We start from the raw sequence: 18915 nt of genomic DNA on the forward strand, positions 1-18915 counted from the left end.
TTTGCTACTTTTGCTTATCCGCAACTATCAACGTAGAGGAAGCAGATCGCCCAAATTCTTCGGGAGCATATTGTAGGTGAACTTCTGCACCAGGCCAGAGGAAAGTACCAGGAGTAACGGAACGAACGAGGTAGTGGAGGGTATAGATTCCGGGTTGGAGGCGATCGCTATAAGCCATTATGCGATCGCGATAAATTCTCTTAAATCCAAAGTCATCTCCCTCAGCCTGTAACTTCAAGTTGCTAGTCTTGAAACTAGCATCCACCGCCTCCAAACCAGCCGCCAGAGGATCTGTAATCACGACATGATCGACAGCACGATCGGTAATAATCTGCAAACCAATATCAAACACTTGCCCGGTTTCTAGAGTCAACGGATCGTCAGAAGCGTACAATCCTACCTTTCTCAAGACCTTATCCCCACCAACTCGGCTGATTTCTCGCACTACGCGCAACCCATTAAATCGCCCTGGTTGATTTCCTTGTAATCGATAGCGATAAGCAGCTAGATAGTGCAACGTACCCTTGCCAGATTTGTCTAAAATAAGCTCGTTGCGCCCTTTAGGTAAATCGGCCATTGGCAGTTTAATTTCCTGGCTAGCCTTGCGATAGCCTTCAAATCTACTTGACCCTAATTTCTTGCCAGCGAGTTGAACTGTAGCAGTAAAATTAGGCGGCGTTGGCTGCAACTTGCTGTACTCAACCAAAGCGGTTAGAGCAGAGGCATTATCGTAGCTACTCCCCCAAGAACCATTGCGCCGTAAAGCTAAGAGGCTTTTTAGCAAGCGATCCAAAGCTTCTGGTTTTACAGGCTTTAGAGAGGAAACCTTCGTGGCTGAAGTCGCAGATTTATTAACAGATTGCTGCGCGTTTACAGCAACAAACAATCGCAAAGCTTGAGCCTGAGCAGTTGTAGGCGAACTTATCCACTTCCAGCCTTGCGGCAGATTTATAGTAGCGTTGCGACCAGTTTCATAGATACTTTCCTGCAACTGATTTAACAACTCTTGAGATTGCTGCTGCCATTCTGGAAACTGGGATAAGTATCGAATCAGTTTAATTTGCATAACTGGATCGAATTGGCTGCGTACCTGATAGATATCTGTTAAGAAATCATTGCGCTTTTCTCCTAGTTCTGCTAAAGCCATTAACGCTTCTAGCCGCACTTGATTTTTGCATAGTTCTTGCTTGCAGAAATCGTATTGTGCGGGGTTTGCCAGAATTTTCTTTAGATAACCTTTAAGGCGAGATACCATTCCAGCATCTACAGCATTTGGAAAAGCTTTCGATGCTTTAGCCAGAGATTCAGCCGCGTAGGGAGAAACAAACGGATCGGAAGTTTTCTGTCCTGGGAAGCTAGCAAACCCGCCATCAGGAGAAGAGAGTTTTTGCAATTGTTCTAGCGCGGATTTGGCTTCTTGGGTTGGATTGAAGCCTGTTAAACTCTGACCGTATTGTTGAGAAAGAGAGGCAAGATTGGCCGCGATCGCTAGTTTACTCGCCTCTGGTTCTAAAAACGGCAACTGGTCTTTTTCCAAAACCTGTCGCGCTGGTGCAGTAATCTCCGGTATCAGCGTGCTAGCCAGAGAAACTTCTAAACCTCCTGCATCAATTGCAACATTTTTATCTATATTTAAGGGAATCTTTGCCCGATTGTTAGTCGTTCCAGATTCTACAACTTGTTCTGTAATTTCTAGCGGCTTCACTTGCAAAGGCACTTCAAAAGCATCCGATGTCCCATTTAATTGGGTAAGAAACTGAACTTTACCCTCACCCGTATTAGCGGCAATTATGGGAAAACGGTAAGCCTGAGTTCCCGATTGTACTTGAGTTTGTAAACTGCCAGAATTATCTTCAGCAAACTGGACTGAACCGCTTACGTTACCATTGATTGCCAGATTTCCCGATTGTCCCGTGTTGTTAGTTACAGATAAGCCAACCTGCATGCGATCGCCAGGACGTGCAAACTGCGGAATGATTGCATTAGACAGCAGTGGCTTAGTAGTTATGAAAGTATTTTCGCCATTACCAAAGTGGAAATTACCATCAGTTGCAACAGCCATTACTCGCCAAGTCGTCAAGTCATCCGGTAGCTTAAAACTAACAGTAGCTTTACCGCTAGCATCTGTTAAAACAGAGCCATTATAGTAAGCTAAAGCTTGGAAATCTTTGCGGACGCGAGTATTAGCTGCACCTGATGAAAGTCCGCCGCCATAACCCCAACCTTTGGGTTTAAGCTGAGTAGCTTTTACCACTACATCAGGGCGATTATCGCTGAAGCGGGTGGAAATAGGTTGGTCTGCATAAACCGTTTGTACTAAATCTGGTAGACGATATCCAGTTAATTGCAAGACGGCTTCATTCACCGCCATTACTGTGAATTGTCCTTTAGCTGGATTGCCTTTATCGTCCTTCAATTCTAGTTGCAGAGTCTCTGATGCACCAGGTTCGAGTTGCGCTTGGAGTGGAGTAACTTGGACTTTTAAATATTTATCATCCAAGTTGGTTTTAAATGGGGTCATTCCAATCCGCACCAGATTTTCTACATTTCCTGCTTCCGCCCGATCTAGGGAAGCGCCTTGGCGAACTAACACTGCTTGTACTGCTGCATTAGGTAACATTTCTGGCGTTACCTGAAACTGAATTTGAGGCGCACCGCCTTTAACTTTTGTTGTTGTCCGATAAATGATATTTTGCCTGACAACAGCAAAGTATAATTCAGCTTCGGGATAAGGAGATTGGATTAAAGCTGTAGCAATTTCGCCTGGTTTGTAGGTTTCTTTGTCGAGTTTGATTTCCAAGCGATCGCCCTCTCGCGAACCCCACGCTACTGCATTATCTCCAGTAGCCCAAATCTGCAAGTCGGTTGCAAGTAGTTCGTTACCATCAGTAAAATTAGCGCGAATGCGATAAGAACCAGATTCGGGGGGAGTGAGGGAAACAGCTTGCGGACTGCTTGCAGATTTTACCTCCGCTTGTCCTACTGTTTTATATTCGATTTGGTTTTTAGCAGTTTGGCTTCCTTCCACTACCTGCGTCACGCTGCTGTATTTCATTTGTTGCAGTTCGACGCGCACCTTTTGACCTTCTATTACTTTTCCTGTAGGGTCGGTGACGATAACTTCGATGGGGAAAGGTTTTTTCGCATCAGCGACGAAGTTGCTTTGCAAACCTATTAAGCGATCGCTTGGTAAGGCGGTAAAATTTTTAGAATCAGATACAGATAAATTAGATACGTCTGCGACTTGCACATCCACGCGGTAAGTCATCGGGTAAAGCAAATCCTTCCCAACTGTCACCGTTTGGCTGCCTTTACCGCTAGCATCTAATACAGCATTTTGTTGGAAAACATCGCTAGAGACAGCAGGACTTTCCTCCGGCCAAAGCCACTGGCGACCGAAGGAGAATTTATCCCAACCTTTAGGGTTAAAATCGGTGCGCGATCGCGTCACGTAATAAGTAGCTTTTCCACCTTCTACAGGTGAACCAAACAAGTAGTTGCTAGTAGCTTTAGCCTCAACTTTCTGACCAATTAGTGCAACTTCCTTATCAAGATTTACCTCCACCTTAAAATTAGGCGGTTTGAACTCAGCAACGCGAAATTCTCCAGATATTTCCGCGCCACTATCACCCTTAGCGCGTATTGAATAATAGCCTAGAGGCTGATTAGTTTTGATGGGCACTTCTAGCGAGAACGTGCCAAATTCATTAGTTGTCTGAGTGCCTAAATCTGTCTTTTGACCATCAGAAGTTTCTAGGGTCACTTTGTATCGAGAATTTTTGTCCTGTTTTAGTACAGCATTTTGCAGATAGTAAGCCATCCCAGTAAACGAAGCCTTTTCGCCTGGTTGGTACATCTGACGATCTGAGAAAATTACTCCCCGCGATTCTGGCTTATTACCTTGCCAATCTGAATAAATGCCGTAATCGTAAGCACCGCTATACTCATTACTACGAGCAAAAGCCCAATCTTTATTTTCACGAGCAATTGTTAGTAATTTTGGCGCTTCTGCAAAGCCAGAATTCGATTTCATGCATTTCTGCAAACCTTGAAGATTTAGCAGCAGCGTGCCAGTTTGGTCAGTTTTACCAGTTGCACAAGGCGTTGGTTGAGTTTGAGATTTAGCCTCTAACTGCGATTCATAAATCTCGACTGGTGCAGATGCTACGGGTGAACCATCCGAGAGATGATGCACTCTAATTAATGCGGAAGATGGAAACCACTGTGCAAATACTCCCAAATTAGTTAATTGCACTATTCCATAATTAGTCAATTCCCGCCATTGCTGCTTACCATTCTGCTTATAACTATTTGTTCGTCCCTGAACGCCATAAGCTAGCATCCCAGTAGCCGCGCCCAATTTATCTCGTAAAGGAACAGTTACATCAGTAGACTGATTTTTTTTGCCTGATACCCGGAAACTCTGCCAAGAATTGGGATTGGGAAGCAGATCGTTAGTTTCTCCCTTGGGATAGGCTGAATCTGTATAGACTAAATCAGTCGGTTGCACCACTTTATAAGCGGCTTTGTAGTTAGATTCTGGCAGATTGACGGTTGTAATATTTAGCTGTAAATCTTTACCAGATGGAAAAATATGCAACCCAGAGGGAACCCAGATATCGCCAGCCACATCGCCTGTTTCATACTTCAACGTGACTGGCTTATCCAAAGTTTGCCCAAACTTATCCTTAAGGTTGGCACCGATGGTAATTGTATAAGTGGTTGTAGGATCTAGAGCATAAGGATTGAAGCCAACAAGGCTGTCTCCATCATTTGCTTGAATAAGTTTTGGAGACTCTTTAGGCGCAGGATTAATCTTAATGTTCTCAATAGCTGAATCTGCGACGATGCCATTATTAAATTGCAGTTGTGGGCTGCCTTTAACAAAGCGTCCGTAGGCTTCTCCTGCATCCAGTTGGCCGTAAAATTGTAGCTTTTTAAATGTTAGGGGCGAATAAGTTGTAAGTTCATTAGTAAAGGGAGTTTCGCTAGCTAAATTTCCTTTGGCAGGACGCAATCCAGGAGAAAATTCTAAGCGGTAACGTGTGGCTTTGGCTAGAGTTTGCTCGGGTACTAGGGAATATGTCCAGTTGCGGGCGGAGGGGTCAAAATTTTCTTGTGGCTGCTGATACTCGGAGGGGATATTTTCTTCTTTATCTAGGGCGACTTTTAACCGCATCCCCGTTTTCTGCCCCTCCGGGATTAATAGCAAATGCTCTTGAATAGAAGGCAGATCGAGTTCTACGTTAGAGCTGAATTTAAGGGTAGGCTTTAAATCGATGGGTTCGCTTTCAGGAACTTCTGCTTTCTTATTAACAGGTAAAGGAGTTCCGGGCAAATTGGATAATTGAATGGGTTCTGTGTTGAAAGTCCAAGCTAAATCCCGATCTAATTTATGATTTTTCAGATCGGCTAAACCCGATTTGAGGGTAACTTTAACGCGGGTGGCTTTAGGTAGTGCTTTGTCGGCTTGGAAGCCTACCATCCGGGGAGTTAAGAATCTAAATTGACCGGGTAGAGGCGGCAGAATTTCAAATTTCTGTAATAGACGCTGTTGATCTGGACTATCAAGACTTTCTACTGGAATTAGAGCGTCTTTAAACCTAATGATAATTTGGGATAGAGGTTCAGCTTGCCCGGTGGGGCTAATTTGCTCAATCCATTCTGGCAGTTGCGGTGTAGCTATGGAGGAAACCTGTGGCAGCGGCTCGTTACCTGAGAAGATGTTAACTATGCCGCATCCTGTCATGCCCACTACAAGTGCTAGGACAAATAGGAACTGTATCGAAATTCTGATAATTCTGCCCATGTGTTGCATGACTTTCCTCACAGCTAATCCCTTGGATAGGTGACACGGACTTCCTAACAACCTTTCTACATCTCAATCTGTCAGCTTTCCGGGTAGAGCAACTATAGAAGAGGAGAATCTTTACTTCTTGGATTAGGCAGAAGCTATGGGAGCGCATGTTGAGGATAGAGCGATCGCGCTTTGAAACGTTTTGCGATCGCTTTCCTCTACAAAATGGTTAAACAGGCGACGCGGACGCACCTTGAAGCTTGGTAGCGTTCTTATCTTTTTTCAATTGTGCTTCGATTGCATCGCAGGCAACCTTGACTCCATTTTCTGCCTGTACCTTAGTGCCAACTTCTGCGGCTTTAGCCTGGTAGCGAGGTTCGCGCAAGAGGCGATCGAGTTCCTTAGCCGCACGGGAAGCAGTGTAGCGATCGCGATCGATAGTCCGTCCGACTCCTAAACGAGTAATGCGCGCTGCATTGTCTGGTTGGTCGTTACTAAAGGGTACTACCAACATCGGGCGACCGGAACGCAACACCTGTGCAGTTGTCCCCACGCCTCCTTGATGCACAATAGCAGCAGCCCTATCAAACAGTTCCGAGTAGGGAGCGTAGTCAAAAACAGCAATATCCTTAGATTGCAACTCTTTTGGCAGGGGGCGGCTATCGTTCCCAACCAGCAATACAGCCCGACAGCCCAAGTTTAAGGCAGCTTTAGCACTTTCAAGGTAAAAGTCGTCAGCAACCCACACGGCGGAACTTCCCAAAGTAAAGACAATTGGCGGATCTCCCGCATCCAAAAATGACGACAATTCCGGAGATAGACCAGTATTGCCATTGCGATCGTAGAAAGTAAATCCGGTAATGCAAGTCTGTTTTGGCCAGTCGGGTTGAGGAGTTGCGAGAGCTTCTGAAAATAAAGCCAGCACTAAGTCGGGGGAATTCATCCCTTCAAACATAGAATCGGCAAGGGGAGATAAACCAAGCTGCGCCCGTAATTGTCGCAGGGGTTCATCCCACGAGCTGAAACGATTTTTGGCGAGGCGGATGAGCGCTCCATTAAACCCAGAGCCAAGTATGCGTAGATTCAGCCAACTGGGTAAAGTCGCCACCACTGGCGGATCGTAGGCGGAGAGCAACGACATTGGAGACAGTACGCTGGAAACCCAACGAATTCCTGTTTTCTCAACAACGGGCGTTCCTGCGAAGCTGAGGGGGTGCGTCACCAACAGGTCAGCACCGCGCACTGCCGACATCAGATCCTCATAAGTTTCTTGGACATACGGTAAGATTGCTTGGCGAAAGACGTATTCTGTACCGTTTTGCTTGTCCATGATCTGACGCACAAGTTCTCGTTGCTGTTCAACGTCTGTGGGAAAATCAGGACGGACTGGGTGGAACTCAAGACCAGCCGCTTCGATTTTGTTACGGTAGAACCCCGATGTAGCAATTACCGCTTCATGCCCGCGTGCCTTTAATTCTAAGGCGATCGCCATATAAGGATGCAGGTCGCCTAGCGAACCATATGTGTGTAGAACAACCTTCATATTGCCTGCCGTATTTTTTTATAGATGATTTCTTTCCACTACAAAACTACGGCGCTTCTAGGGGTACGTGCTTCATCTGATTGGTTCACCCCATCGGGTGATTAAGAGCAATTAGTCATAATCGTCTTGATGTGGAAGCTTACGAGCTGCCAGCGTCAGGTGATTAGAGAGAGGATGCGATCGCGCTTCTCAACACTTCACCGCTACCCACGCGCTTCCATCTTTCAAGGCTTCTTCCTCTTGAGTTGGATTTGAATTGTGGTGAAGCAGGTTTAAACTTGGTTATTCAGAGTTTCTCAGAGTTTTCTGCAATCCAAGCTGCTAGACTCTCTTGATCTTCCACACCATCCACAAGATTAATTATAGCAGTTCTCACACAAGTGGAGTACGCCAAACCCCACTGTTTTCAGGCCTTTCAAGTTTGAGTGCGTACCTCATATAACCAAGAACCGCTATATCATTACTACCGCTTCTGGTTCTGGTGCTACTAACTTATACCCATTCAATCGTAAAAAAACGTCGATGACAGCAAGGGCAATGCGCTTGTTGCCATCAACGAAACTATGATTTTTTGCCAGAGCATAGCCGTAGGCTCCTGCCAGATCAAACAGAGTTGCATTTTCACTGTAAGAGAATAAGTGCCGAGGTCTAGCTAGACTAGCTGAAAGTAACCCTGAATCTCTCAATCCAGGCTAACCTCCATGCTCTGCAATTAATTCTTTATGTATAGCTACTACTGCAATCTCTGGAACCCATCGCGGTTCCTTCATTTAGCTAGGGTGTGTCATCAGTTAAGCCAGATGATAGAAGCAGCCAGATGTATAGCACCGAGGAAGTTTCTGGCCGTTTTGTCATAACGGGTAGCAATGGCACGGTATTGTTTAAGTTTGGCAAAGAAGTTTTCGATGAGGTGGCGAGCTTTGTATAGCTCTTTATCGTAGGGTCGTTGTTCTTTGCGATTAGATTTTGGCGGGATAACGGGTTCACATTGTTTCGCTTTTAATCGCTCAAGCACACGTTCATCGGCATCATAAGCTTTATCGGCGAGGAATGCCTCAGCCTCAATTTTATCCATAAGAGCATCGGCTCCCTCCAAATCATGGGCTTGACCAACTGTTAAATGAAAACCTAGTGGGTTACCCAAAGCATCACAAGTTGCATGAATCTTAGTACTCAATCCACCCTTGCTGCGGCCGATGGCTTCGTCCGTATTGTCTTTTTTTTGGCACCTGCGCTGTGTTGATGGGCACGTACAATGGTTGAGTCAATCATGGCATATTCATTGTCAGCATCATCAGCTAACACCTTGAAAACCTTCTCCCATACTCCCGATTCCGACCAACGTGTATGACGGGTGTGAATCACTCTGTAATCCCCAAATCTCTCCGGTATATCCCGCCACGGTATTCCAGCACGATATCGGTACAGCACAGCTTCGACAAACAATCTATTGTCTTTAGCTGTGCCGCCCACATAGCCTTCTCGACCAGGTAAATGATCTTTAATTCGATCCCATTGGTCATCTCGCAGAGCGTATCGGCGCATCCCTTGCCTCTGAATTCTTTCTTACCTAACAACAACCAATTCTATGCCCATTAGTCAACTTAACTGATGACACGCCCTAATTCACGAAGGGCATTGCGGTAGTTTTTGCGGGTTTCTGCAAAGGCTTGCATCGCGGCTTCAAAATCAGGATCGTAAGCAGTTATTTGAAATCCATCGGTAGTTTCTGTCAAGAAAACTGTATCTCCCTCGCTGACATTCAGCTTCTGCAATACTTCTTTAGGTAACGTTGCTCCCAAGGAATTGCCGCTCCGTCTGATTTTTATGGGGTGCATACGATCGCCTCTCACGTGGCTAGTAGTTACTTATGTTATAACCTTGACTGCAAAATGCGATCGCTACTTTTAACTAACTCATCCCTTGATTATCTCAGTGCCGATCCGTCTGACGGCGCGATCGCTCTGTACGTCGTGACATAACGAGACTTAAACAGGCAAATTTTCCTGATTCAGAAGAATCGCCCAGCCAAACTGTAGTAAGACTTAGTTTATAGAAAATAGCTGATGAGACAACTCAAGCAGGGCTTTATCCAGATTGAGCAGAAGGTTTGGCGCAGGCTGAGTCGGAAAACTAGGCGGATTTGCAAACTTATCTTAATCTTAGTGCTGATGTGTCTGACAGTGCGATCGCTCCCCTATCTCGCACCCGTTCGCGCTAGCGACTTAGTTCAAGACGACCTCGCAATAGAATTTAGCGATCGCAATGGTCTTCCCTTGGGAACTTTGCTCACCCGCGACCAAGACCATACCGCTGTTGTGCCGCTAAATCAAGTTTCTCCTAACTTTATCAACGCTATTTTAGCTACAGAAGATGCGGGCTTTTATCATCACGGCGCGTTAGATCTCAAAGCGATCGCGCGCTCGATCCGAGACTCAATTCGTGCCAAAACAATTGTATCCGGTGCTTCCACTATTACCATGCAATTAGCGCGGATGATAGACCCCGTTCCCCGCAATTTAACGGGCAAACTCCGCGAAATTTGGCTATCTTGGCGCATCGTTGCTGGAATGAATAAAGACGAGATCTTCCAAGCTTACATAAATCGCCTGCCAATGGGAGGTAATATCTATGGTTTAGAAGCCGCATCTCGCACCTATTTCAATGTATCCGCTACCGATCTTAACGTTGCCCAAGCCAGCATTTTAGCCGCACTTCCCAATAACCCTACATACTTTAATCCCTACGATCGTTGGGAACGATTAAAGCAGCGACAGAGTTATGTTCTCAATCGCATGGTACAAGAAGGATATATTACGCGCGATCGCGCAAATCGAACCTACGCCGAAGAAATTTCGCTTCAGTCTCGCCAGCAAGGAATAATCGCTGCACCTCATTTTTTATTTTGGTTATCCAAGCAACTTCCTCAACAGCATCCATCTAATATCCGAACTACTTTAGATCGTCCCTTGCAGCAGTTTGTCGAAGCGCAGGTACAGCAGGTAATTCGCACTTTAGCTCCTAATAACGTGCAGCATGCAGCTGCTTTAGTTATTAATAACCACACTGGAGAAGTCTTAGCCTATGTTGGTTCTCCCGATTACTTTAATGAAGCGGAACTAGGACGCAACGACGGAGTACAAGCACTGCGTCAACCAGGGTCTAGCCTTAAGCCTTTTTTGTATGAATTAGCCTTAGAAAACCGGATTATTCGCCCCAATACCATATTGGCGGACGTGCCAACATATTACGCGATTCCCGGTGCAAAACTTTATAGTCCTAAAGATTATGATGAAAAATTTTTAGGCCCAGTGCGAGTGCGAGTGGCTTTGGCAAATTCTCTCAATATTCCAGCAGTGCGGGTGCTGGAAAAAGTCGGCGTCCCAACTTTTTTAAATCGTCTGCATCAATTAGGATTTGAACATTTAAACCAGTCCCCAGAACATTACGGATTGGGGTTAGTTTTGGGTAGCGGCGAAGTTAGCTTGTGGGAGTTAGCTAAAGCTTACGTCACTCTAGCCAGACTTGGAGAAACAACGCAGATTGTCAGCACATTTTCCAATTCCCAACTTTCTAATCCAAAATCCAAAATCCAAAATCCAAAATCGGAATGGGGATTGATTGCTGATATGTTGAGCGATCGCCATGCTCGCGCTACAGCTTTTGGTGTAGATTCTGTGCTAGCTTTATCCTTCCCCGCAGCAGTTAAAACAGGCACTTCTTCAGACTTTAGAGATACGTGGACTGTCGGATTTACAAATGACTACACGGTTGCAACTTGGGTGGGCAATTTCAGCGGCGAACCGATGCGGCAAATTTCTGGAGTTACAGGCGCAGCACCGCTATGGAATCGCATTATGTTACACCTGCACGAGAATCAAGAACCAGCAGCATTTCCCCCTCCACAAAACCTCGTGCAACTTCCTATTTGTGCTATTTCTGGATTGCGCCCTACGCCAGATTGCCCGTCAGTAGTGCAAGAATATTTCTATGCAGAAGATATTAGCAACTATCAACGCGAGTCAGATGTAAAACCTGCGATCGCTACTTCTATAAGCGGAACTTTACCGCAAGAGTATGATGAGTGGTTGGCAAGACAAAATCAATCTAATTTTGCTTCTAGCAACCTGAAGATTTTGTCTCCTCGCAATGGCGATTTTTTCCTAATCGGTCAACCTGGAACGGAACGACTAGAATTCAAAGCGATCGCAACGGGTAAGGTAGAATGGTCGCTAAATGGCGAAAAGCTAGCTACAGAATCATCGAATTCTCTATTTTGGCCGCTTCGTCCTGGTAAATGGACTTTGCAAGTAAAAAGCGGTGACATTAGCGACACGGTAAGCTTTCAAGTACAGTTAGCAGAACGGAGAGAAACACGCCGGGGTTTCTCGATAGTCAAGCCTCCAGCTTTGCAACATTGAAATTTATTAGAGCGATCGCACTGTCTTCAGCCGAGTTTCTTAAACCTACTGATTCTCCACTTGATTCTGTTGCTTCAGATACCCGTTTTTTGCTGCTGCGATCGCAGTGCTAGCGTTGAATAATTCTCCAGATTGAATAATAGCCATTGCTAGGGGTTGTAGAGCTTTTGCCCAACTGTCCCTTATCCGTTCCTTCTCTTCAGGAGTTGGATTAGTGGCTAATCGATGAATTTCCGCAACGACCAGTCCTGGCAGTTGCTCGTAGTAACTCATCGCTAATTCCTTAGCGGCTTTACTCAGCAACAGTTCCACAAGCGCAGCGTTGCTTGTTGCATCCAATGCAACGTTGATGGTTGGATCGTTGGCAATGCTATGAGGTGCATCCGATGCATTCTGCGTTTTAGCCGTCTCTTGCTCAACTTGCATCCGCGCAACTTGCGGTTCCTGAAATTCCACCTTAGCCGAAGCTACTGGCTTTGCAATTTCAGTTATCTCTTGCTCAACTTGCATTCGCGCAACTTGCGGTTCCTGAAATTCCACCTTAGCCGAAGCTACCGGCTTAACAGCGTCTACGGGGGGGGTTCGCTCAACAACTTGTTGTTGCTCCAAGGGTGCTGAAACCCTGGCTGCCTCAACTGTACCTTCTACAGGGGGTTGAACATACGACGGTACACCTTGAACGGCATCGGCTGTACCTTCTACAGGGGGTTGAACATACGACGGTACACCTTGAACGGCATCGGCTGTACCTTCTACAGGGGGTTGAATACCCTCAGCTACACCTTGAACTGCGTTCACTAGACTGTCAATAGTGGGTTGGACAGACGAGGCTACACCTTGAACCGCGCCTTGAACTGCGCCCACTGCACCGTCAATAATAGTGGCTTTAACACCATCAGCTACACTTTTAACTGTGTCCCCTGCACCTGCAACAACGGCTTTAACACCATCAGCTACACCCTTACCAGTCAACGCGGAAGCTACTGCGCTGGCTACAGCACCAAACGCTGCTCCAGCTAAAGCAGCATAAGCCACGCGCATGCGCGTGCTTGGTGGACGAACGCTAGGACTAGCCGTAGTGGAGCCAGAATTTTCGTCATGGTTATCCACAGGCTGCTGCTGGTTATCAGTCATAATAATTGTCTCTTTACTACCAAAATAGGTTAACGCCCATTTGGTACAGTTTTTTATCTATCGGCAATCTAGCGATCGCAGGTAACGGCTTGCACCAACCTTTAGGAAGATATTGCCACCCAATTTTATTATATATGTATATCTCTATACAATAAATTGAATTTTTAGTACATTGGCCACACTTGTATGTGTAGGCTATTAATTAACAATCACTAAAGCACTTTTATGTCAGCAATCTATGATATTAAATTTGGTGCGATCGCGTTCGCTTATCTTATAGGTTTCTTGGTGAATGAAGGCTTTAACCAATTAACTACTAACAAATCAGTAGAGGAAACAAATAAATACCAAATAGCTGTATTCTAGCAACAGCAAGTGTTTTCTTTAAGTTTAGCTAACACCAACATAGATTTAATATCAGCCACAGGTTGAATTTCATATTTACCTCCTTAGCGTGACTATCCAATCGGATAAAAATCACTCTTAAGGCTGATTGTGTGTTTAATAATACTATTCCATATGTTAAGAGGTGTATGTCTGTAGATCGGTGATTTTTTTAATAGCGAACGCTAAAGTGGCGGCAGAAACATCAACGCCACAGGGGCATCGAGCCGTTTTGGTAAAAAGGAGAAAATTATGACTTATAACAATCAAAATTTGAATAAACCTAACGAAAATCTTAGTTCCAGTACCACAGGTCAACCCTATGCTAGTTCAGAAGAATCAAGCATAAATATGGAAACTAAGTTAGCTAGAGAAAAACAGGTTTCTACTACGCCTCAACCCAATGTTCAGCCAGCAAGCATACGCGTTAGCCAGCCTTCTGCTCCAGCAATCACAAGCATAAGTGCTGAGGTGCCTAGAGCAGAAAATATTTCTACTACAACCCCTCAACCCAACGTTCAGCCAGCCACCAGAACCGTGAATCCTCTAGTAGCTAGGGCACTGGTGGGAGGACTCATCGGTGCTACTTTGGGCACATTAGCTGGCGTTTTGGCTGGTAAGAGAACAGCTCAAGGTGTTAACCATGCTGTCAAAGGTGTAGGAGAAGCCGCCAAGACTGTGGGTGGGGGTCTTTCCCAAACTGCACAAGGGGTAGGACAAGGCGTAAAGAGTATAGCTGAGGGTGTTAACTACGCTGCCCAAGGTGCAGTACAGGATACAGCTGAAAGTGTTAACTACGCTGCCAAAGGTGCATTGGAAGCAGTCAAGACTACAGCTGAATATGTTAAGCCAGCTGTAACAGGTGTAGGAAACGCAGTCAAGGGTACCTCTGAAGCTGTTACCGACGCAGCAAAAGGTGTAGGGAATGCGGTCAAGGGTGCAGCTGAGAGTGTCACCGACGCAGCAAAAGGTGCAGCCAAGAGTACATCTGAGGCTGTTACCGGCGCGGCGCAAGGTGTAGGGAACGCGGTCAAGGGTGCAGCTGAGGATACTAAGCAATCTATAGCAGGTACATTGGACGCGGCAGCCTCAGATGTCCAGCCATCTGAGAATTTGACCGTCACTATAGTTACAGAGCAGCCGATTGTAAACACGCCGCCGCTCAACACTCCCTCAAATTACAACCCATCTGTAATAGGTGCAGGGAACGCGGCAAATTCTACAGCTTTAGAGGTCAAGCCCCCTGAGAATCAGAGTATCGAGCTATATCAAGATTCGCTAGTTGCAGACAAGCCATCGATTAACGCTGGTGCGTTTGACTTGGGCGAGCAAGTTGAATCCCAGACATCCGCCAGTATGGCCCCAGGGGAGAAAAAGGAACTTGATGTCGATCTACTTCTCTCTGGAGATACTGGAATGTCTGGAAATCGTGATGAAGAAGACTTCCGGAAAGGGCAAGGTTTTGAGCGGGAAATTTTTGGAAATCCTGCTGACATTTAGAAGCAAGCCTTAGTTTGAGGAGAATAGAGTATTCTCCTCAAAACTTGGAACACCGCGCTGTTGAATTCGTAGATAAAATCCGTCGTGCCGAGTTAGACATTGATGCTCTAAGAATAAACCGCAGTTCCTTGCTTGGAGGTACTTAGAGGATATTCTTACACCTTTATGAATACCTAAAATAAGGGCAATTAGCAAGTTTAATTGCCTAATTTTTCTGGCTTATCTCCTGACCAACAAGGTCTTAGGGATAGTTTCTCGTCCTATAAACAGATGGCTATTAATCAGCTTTATTACAAAGGAGACGATTATTATGAGTGAGAACAACAAGTTTTTAGAAGATGATGAAATATTCGTTGAGCAGATGCCGCGTCAACCCGATGCTAATTCAGCACAGACAAGGATGGGTAATGATTTAGCTAAAATAGCGCTTGGAGCAGCGATTGGTGCGACATTGGGCGCAATAGCTGCCGCTTTGGCTAATAGGGATACAGCTCAGAGGGTTAACCTGGCTGTAAAAACTGTAGGGAACGCTGTCAAAAATGCAGCTGATGGTGTTAACCAGACGGTAAAAGATGTAGGGAACGGAATAAAGAATGTAGCTGAGAGTGTTAATGAGACGGTAAAAGATGTAGGAGACTCAGTGAAGGTTTCAGCTGAGGGTGTTAGCGAAACTGTAAAAGTTACGATGGAGTCAGTGAAGGGTACAGCGGAAGGTGTTAACGACACTCTAAAAGGGACGATGGACACAGTTAAGGGTGTAGCTGATGATGTTAACAACTCTGTAAAAGGTACAGGAGAAGTACTGAAGACTGTGGGTGATGATGTCAATCCAGCTAGCAATCAAGCTACTAAGCCATCGGAGAAGCAGATAACCTACATTTTAGTTCCAGTCGAGAAAGAGTGAGTTGTTGAACGAATTATCGATGTAAGTGAAGCTGAAATTTGACACTTAGAAGCAATGAAAAATTCAGCGATCGCAAACAACTTCTAAAGTGCCCGCAGTGCCCGCAATTTTTCTAATGCTGGGCATTGCAGGCACTTAAAAATTGTCTTTTTCCTAACGTCCAATTGTAAGCGGTTGTCTGTTGAAAACTGCCTCACCTGTCTGCACGTCAAACCAGTGGATAGATTGCCCAGATAGTGCCAGCGTTACTTCCTCACCACTCCATTGCTGATCTGGCGGTAACAGCGCACGTACAGTAACGGTTTCTGTCTGCGAACCCTCAACACGCACGCTAATTAAGTTGTGCATCCCCAAGTTTTCTACTAAGTACACCCGCCCCTTAATTGTCTGTCTATCCTGCGGTTGTGCGAGGCGAACATTTTCTGGACGAATACCCAGCACAATCTGAGGTGGAGTAGTGGGAATTTCTGGCAGGGATATTCTGAAATTCCCCAACATCGCGTAACGTTCTTGGCAAGGCAGCGTTAGTAAATTCATCTGAGGACTGCCAACAAACCCCGCTACAAATTGATTGGCAGGATTGTTATAAATGCGATGCGGCGGATCTAGTTGCTGAACGTCACCCTTATTAAGTACAGCCACTTTTGTAGAGAGAGTCATGGCTTCTGTTTGGTCGTGGGTGACATAAACAACGGGTACTTTTTGAGATTCAAATAGTTGTTTAATTTCTGCTCTGACTCGTTCCCGCAGCAGCGCATCCAGGTTACTAAGGGGTTCATCTAATAAGAATATATCGGGGCGACGTACCAGGGCGCGTGCTAGGGCAACCCGCTGTCTCTGTCCCCCAGACATTTGACCTGGTTTGCGGTTCATTAACTCTTCTAATCCTAACGCTCGCGAAGCTTCTGCCACGCGCTGTTTGATTTCTTCGCGTGGAGTTTTTTGCAGCTTTAGTGCAGAAGCAATGTTGTCGGCAACAGTTAAGTGGGGATAAAGAGCATAGCTTTGAAATACCATTGCAATATTGCGATCGCCCGGTCGTAGATTGGTAACATTTCTATCCCCAATTGTTATCTGCCCCCTCGTTGGTTCTTCCAAACCTGCAATCAGTCTCAATATGGTAGATTTACCACATCCCGAAGGGCCAAGTAATGTGAGAAACTCTCCATCTTCCACGCTCAAACTTACATCTTTGACCGGGACAACTTTGGGATTGTAGGTTTTATTTAAGTTTCTAACTTCGAGTCTAGCCATTGTTCGATTTTAGATTTTAGATTTTAGATTTTGGATTGAAGTAAGGCTCCGCCTTGTAAAATTAGCCTTTAACAGCACCAGCAGTTAAACCTTGGACAATCTTGCGCTGGAAGAACAAAACCAGTAAAACAAGGGGCAATGTTCCCAGGACGGTAGCGGCGGCAATTGGCCCGTAAGGAACTTCAAATACCGAAGCACCACCTAACTGAGCAGCAGCAACAGGAATAGTTTTCCTGGATTCGCTCGTCATAAATGTGAGGGCGAAGATAAACTCGTTCCAAGCAAAAATAAATGTGAGAATTCCAGTTGTCACCAAAGCTGGAAGAGTCATTGGTAGCAAGATTTGCAATAGCATTTGCCAGGTGTTATAACCATCTACTTTAGCAGCATCTTCCAAGTCTTTTGGTAATTGCTCGAAAAAGCTTCGCATAACTAAAATTGTCAGGGGCAAATTGATAGCGGTGTAGGGAATAATCAGTGCTAGATAGTTGTTAGCTAGTCTCAACCCTTGAATAATTTCCAACAGCCCCAGAAACAATAAAATGCCAGGAAATAAGGTAACAATTAAGATGCCTGCGAGAATAACTTTTCCACCCCAAAGGCGCAACCGTGCGAGGGCGTAGGCGGCGGGCGCTCCGATTGCTAAAGCCAGAGCAGTAGAAATAATCGAGACTAAGGCACTATTAAAAATGTAGGACAAAAACGGGCGACGGGTAAATAATTCAATGTAGTGATTAAGGGTGTACCTAGTGGGGAAATAGACAGTGGGAACGGCGGAAATATCCTCATTCACCTTGATTGAGGTTAGGACTTGCCATAAAACTGGCGCTAGGCAGAAAACCACTACTAAAATAACTGCCAGCGTCATTAAAATTTTCTTCCAGGGGATATTCCTCCCCCTAGTTGGGGTTGGAGTCGTTGGACGTTCTTGGGTAACTACAGCCATTTTTATTTTGGGATTTTAGATTTTAGATTGGTGATTATATTGCTGCGAATTGAGGTTAACTTAGTCCTGAAGTTTTGGCTCTGGTTCTACTCAGCAAGAAACTAGCGATCGCTACTGCTAAAATCAGCAACAGAAATGTCACCACAACCAGCGCCGCGCCATAACCAAAATCCAAATAGCGCATAACCGTTGAGTAAATATACAAAGAAACAACTTCTGTCGCACCTCCAGGCCCGCCGCCAGTCATTACAGCAATCAAATCGAAAATCCCGAAAGATTGAGCAAACCGAAACAGCAGCGCAATCAAAATTTGCGGCATCAGGAGGGGAAGAGTAATTTTGCGGAAGCTTTGCCAAGCAGTCGCTCCATCAATTGCATGGGCTTCATAAAGGTCTGGGGAAATTGATTGCAACCCAGCTAAAAGCAAAATGCTAATAAAAGGAGTCGTTTTCCAAACATCAGCAAAAATTACTGCCATCATTGCTAGCGTCGGGTCTCCCAACCAGTTAATTCCCTTCTGAATTAGACCTAAGCGCAATAAAATATCGTTTACAACGCCAAACTGATCGTTAAAAATCCACGCCCACGCCAGACCAATCAAAGCAGTAGGTAAAGCCCAAGGTAGGATAGCCGCAGTACGCACTAAAGAACGTCCCGGAAACTTCTGATTTAAAACCAGGGCAATTCCCAATCCTATTAATAACTCCAGTAGAACCGATACTGTCGTAAAAATTGCCGTAGTCCAGAAACTCTGCCAAAAACGGCCATCTCCTGCCATCCGCCCATAATTTTCTAAACCAGAGAAGACTGGTTGCAGCTTTGTTCCTAAATTTTGAGTAAATAAACTCAACCAAAATGCTCGTACAATTGGGTACCCATAAACAAATAAAAGCAGAAGCAACGCGGGGAATATTAATATCCATCCCGTCCGTTGTTCCCGACCTCGTATTGTATTCAAGTTCATAATTGATTTTGATTTTTAGTAGTAGGGTGGGCAATGCCCACCATTCGGACAATTGGTGGGCATTGCCC

At 45.3% G+C, this 18915-nt stretch carries 13 protein-coding genes; 4 read left to right on the forward strand and 9 right to left on the reverse strand.

Annotated features, from left to right (window positions below; genetic code table 11):
- Window positions 1-4 precede the first annotated feature (4 nt).
- The 5 genes from H6F77_RS03385 to H6F77_RS03405 all read right to left on the reverse strand — a co-directional run bounded on the left by H6F77_RS03385 (window position 5) and on the right by H6F77_RS03405 (window position 9178).
- Window positions 5-5818: an alpha-2-macroglobulin family protein gene (locus H6F77_RS03385; RefSeq protein ID WP_190485399.1), complete on the reverse strand. Its 5814-nt coding sequence runs from the start codon at window positions 5816-5818 to the stop codon at window positions 5-7.
- A 208-nt stretch (window positions 5819-6026) separates the two neighbouring features.
- The gene (locus tag H6F77_RS03390; RefSeq protein WP_190485353.1) at window positions 6027-7340 is read right to left on the reverse strand and encodes a glycosyltransferase; all 1314 of its coding nucleotides are present in this window, start codon (window positions 7338-7340) and stop codon (window positions 6027-6029) included.
- Between the two features lie 452 nt (window positions 7341-7792).
- The gene (locus H6F77_RS03395) at window positions 7793-8026 is read right to left on the reverse strand and encodes a type II toxin-antitoxin system death-on-curing family toxin (RefSeq protein WP_242021869.1); all 234 of its coding nucleotides are present in this window, start codon (window positions 8024-8026) and stop codon (window positions 7793-7795) included.
- 101 nt (window positions 8027-8127) lie between these two features.
- Window positions 8128-8885, reverse strand: a protein-coding gene (locus H6F77_RS03400; protein WP_190485355.1) for an IS5 family transposase whose coding sequence is annotated in 2 segments (ribosomal slippage) — window positions 8128-8555 and window positions 8555-8885 — 759 coding nt in all. Because the reading frame shifts where the segments join, the coding sequence is not laid out codon by codon here.
- 59 nt (window positions 8886-8944) lie between these two features.
- A complete protein-coding gene (locus H6F77_RS03405; RefSeq protein WP_190485357.1) occupies window positions 8945-9178 on the reverse strand; it encodes an AbrB/MazE/SpoVT family DNA-binding domain-containing protein in 234 nt (77 codons plus the stop codon).
- A gap of 228 nt (window positions 9179-9406) precedes the next feature.
- Here H6F77_RS03405 and pbpC point away from each other — a divergent pair, with 228 nt between their 5' ends.
- On the forward strand, window positions 9407-11761 hold the full coding sequence (gene pbpC, locus H6F77_RS03410; protein ID WP_190485359.1) for a penicillin-binding protein 1C: 2355 nt from the start codon (window positions 9407-9409) through the stop codon (window positions 11759-11761).
- A 45-nt stretch (window positions 11762-11806) separates the two neighbouring features.
- Here pbpC and H6F77_RS03415 read toward each other — a convergent pair whose 3' ends face one another.
- Window positions 11807-12895: a hypothetical protein gene (locus tag H6F77_RS03415; protein WP_190485362.1), complete on the reverse strand. Its 1089-nt coding sequence runs from the start codon at window positions 12893-12895 to the stop codon at window positions 11807-11809.
- Window positions 12896-13120: 225 nt separating this feature from the next.
- Here H6F77_RS03415 and H6F77_RS03420 point away from each other — a divergent pair, with 225 nt between their 5' ends.
- The 3 genes from H6F77_RS03420 to H6F77_RS03430 all read left to right on the forward strand — a co-directional run bounded on the left by H6F77_RS03420 (window position 13121) and on the right by H6F77_RS03430 (window position 15683).
- A complete protein-coding gene (locus tag H6F77_RS03420; protein WP_190485364.1) occupies window positions 13121-13261 on the forward strand; it encodes a hypothetical protein in 141 nt (46 codons plus the stop codon).
- 270 nt (window positions 13262-13531) lie between these two features.
- Window positions 13532-14779: a phage tail family protein gene (locus tag H6F77_RS03425; protein ID WP_190485367.1), complete on the forward strand. Its 1248-nt coding sequence runs from the start codon at window positions 13532-13534 to the stop codon at window positions 14777-14779.
- Window positions 14780-15089: 310 nt separating this feature from the next.
- Complete coding sequence (locus H6F77_RS03430) at window positions 15090-15683, forward strand: hypothetical protein (protein WP_190485369.1); 594 nt, start codon at window positions 15090-15092, stop codon at window positions 15681-15683.
- A gap of 153 nt (window positions 15684-15836) precedes the next feature.
- Here the strand turns inward: H6F77_RS03430 and H6F77_RS03435 are convergent, their stop codons facing one another.
- From H6F77_RS03435 to H6F77_RS03445, 3 genes are all read right to left on the reverse strand, one after another.
- Window positions 15837-16937 carry an ABC transporter ATP-binding protein gene (locus H6F77_RS03435; RefSeq protein ID WP_190485371.1) on the reverse strand — a complete coding sequence of 367 codons (1101 nt, stop codon included), beginning with the start codon at window positions 16935-16937 and terminating at the stop codon, window positions 15837-15839.
- Window positions 16938-16998: 61 nt separating this feature from the next.
- Complete coding sequence (locus H6F77_RS03440; protein ID WP_190485373.1) at window positions 16999-17883, reverse strand: carbohydrate ABC transporter permease; 885 nt, start codon at window positions 17881-17883, stop codon at window positions 16999-17001.
- A 55-nt stretch (window positions 17884-17938) separates the two neighbouring features.
- On the reverse strand, window positions 17939-18847 hold the full coding sequence (locus H6F77_RS03445; protein ID WP_199321160.1) for a carbohydrate ABC transporter permease: 909 nt from the start codon (window positions 18845-18847) through the stop codon (window positions 17939-17941).
- Between the last annotated feature and the right edge of the window lie 68 nt (window positions 18848-18915).

The organism is Microcoleus sp. FACHB-831 (assembly GCF_014695585.1).
GTDB lineage: Bacteria > Cyanobacteriota > Cyanobacteriia > Cyanobacteriales > FACHB-T130 > FACHB-831.

Excerpts from the sequence above, each read along its gene's own strand:
- H6F77_RS03430 (WP_190485369.1), top strand. The coding sequence starts at position 15,090 with ATGAGTGAGAACAACAAGTTTTTAGAAGATGATGAAATATTCGTTGAG.
- H6F77_RS03445 (WP_199321160.1), bottom strand. The coding sequence starts at position 18,847 with ATGAACTTGAATACAATACGAGGTCGGGAACAACGGACGGGATGGATA.
- H6F77_RS03435 (WP_190485371.1), bottom strand. The coding sequence starts at position 16,937 with ATGGCTAGACTCGAAGTTAGAAACTTAAATAAAACCTACAATCCCAAA.
- H6F77_RS03390 (WP_190485353.1), bottom strand. The coding sequence starts at position 7,340 with ATGAAGGTTGTTCTACACACATATGGTTCGCTAGGCGACCTGCATCCT.
- pbpC (WP_190485359.1), top strand. The coding sequence starts at position 9,407 with ATGAGACAACTCAAGCAGGGCTTTATCCAGATTGAGCAGAAGGTTTGG.
- H6F77_RS03420 (WP_190485364.1), top strand. The coding sequence starts at position 13,121 with ATGTCAGCAATCTATGATATTAAATTTGGTGCGATCGCGTTCGCTTAT.
- H6F77_RS03425 (WP_190485367.1), top strand. The coding sequence starts at position 13,532 with ATGACTTATAACAATCAAAATTTGAATAAACCTAACGAAAATCTTAGT.
- H6F77_RS03440 (WP_190485373.1), bottom strand. The coding sequence starts at position 17,883 with ATGGCTGTAGTTACCCAAGAACGTCCAACGACTCCAACCCCAACTAGG.
- H6F77_RS03385 (WP_190485399.1), bottom strand. The coding sequence starts at position 5,818 with ATGCAACACATGGGCAGAATTATCAGAATTTCGATACAGTTCCTATTT.
- H6F77_RS03405 (WP_190485357.1), bottom strand. The coding sequence starts at position 9,178 with ATGCACCCCATAAAAATCAGACGGAGCGGCAATTCCTTGGGAGCAACG.
- H6F77_RS03415 (WP_190485362.1), bottom strand. The coding sequence starts at position 12,895 with ATGACTGATAACCAGCAGCAGCCTGTGGATAACCATGACGAAAATTCT.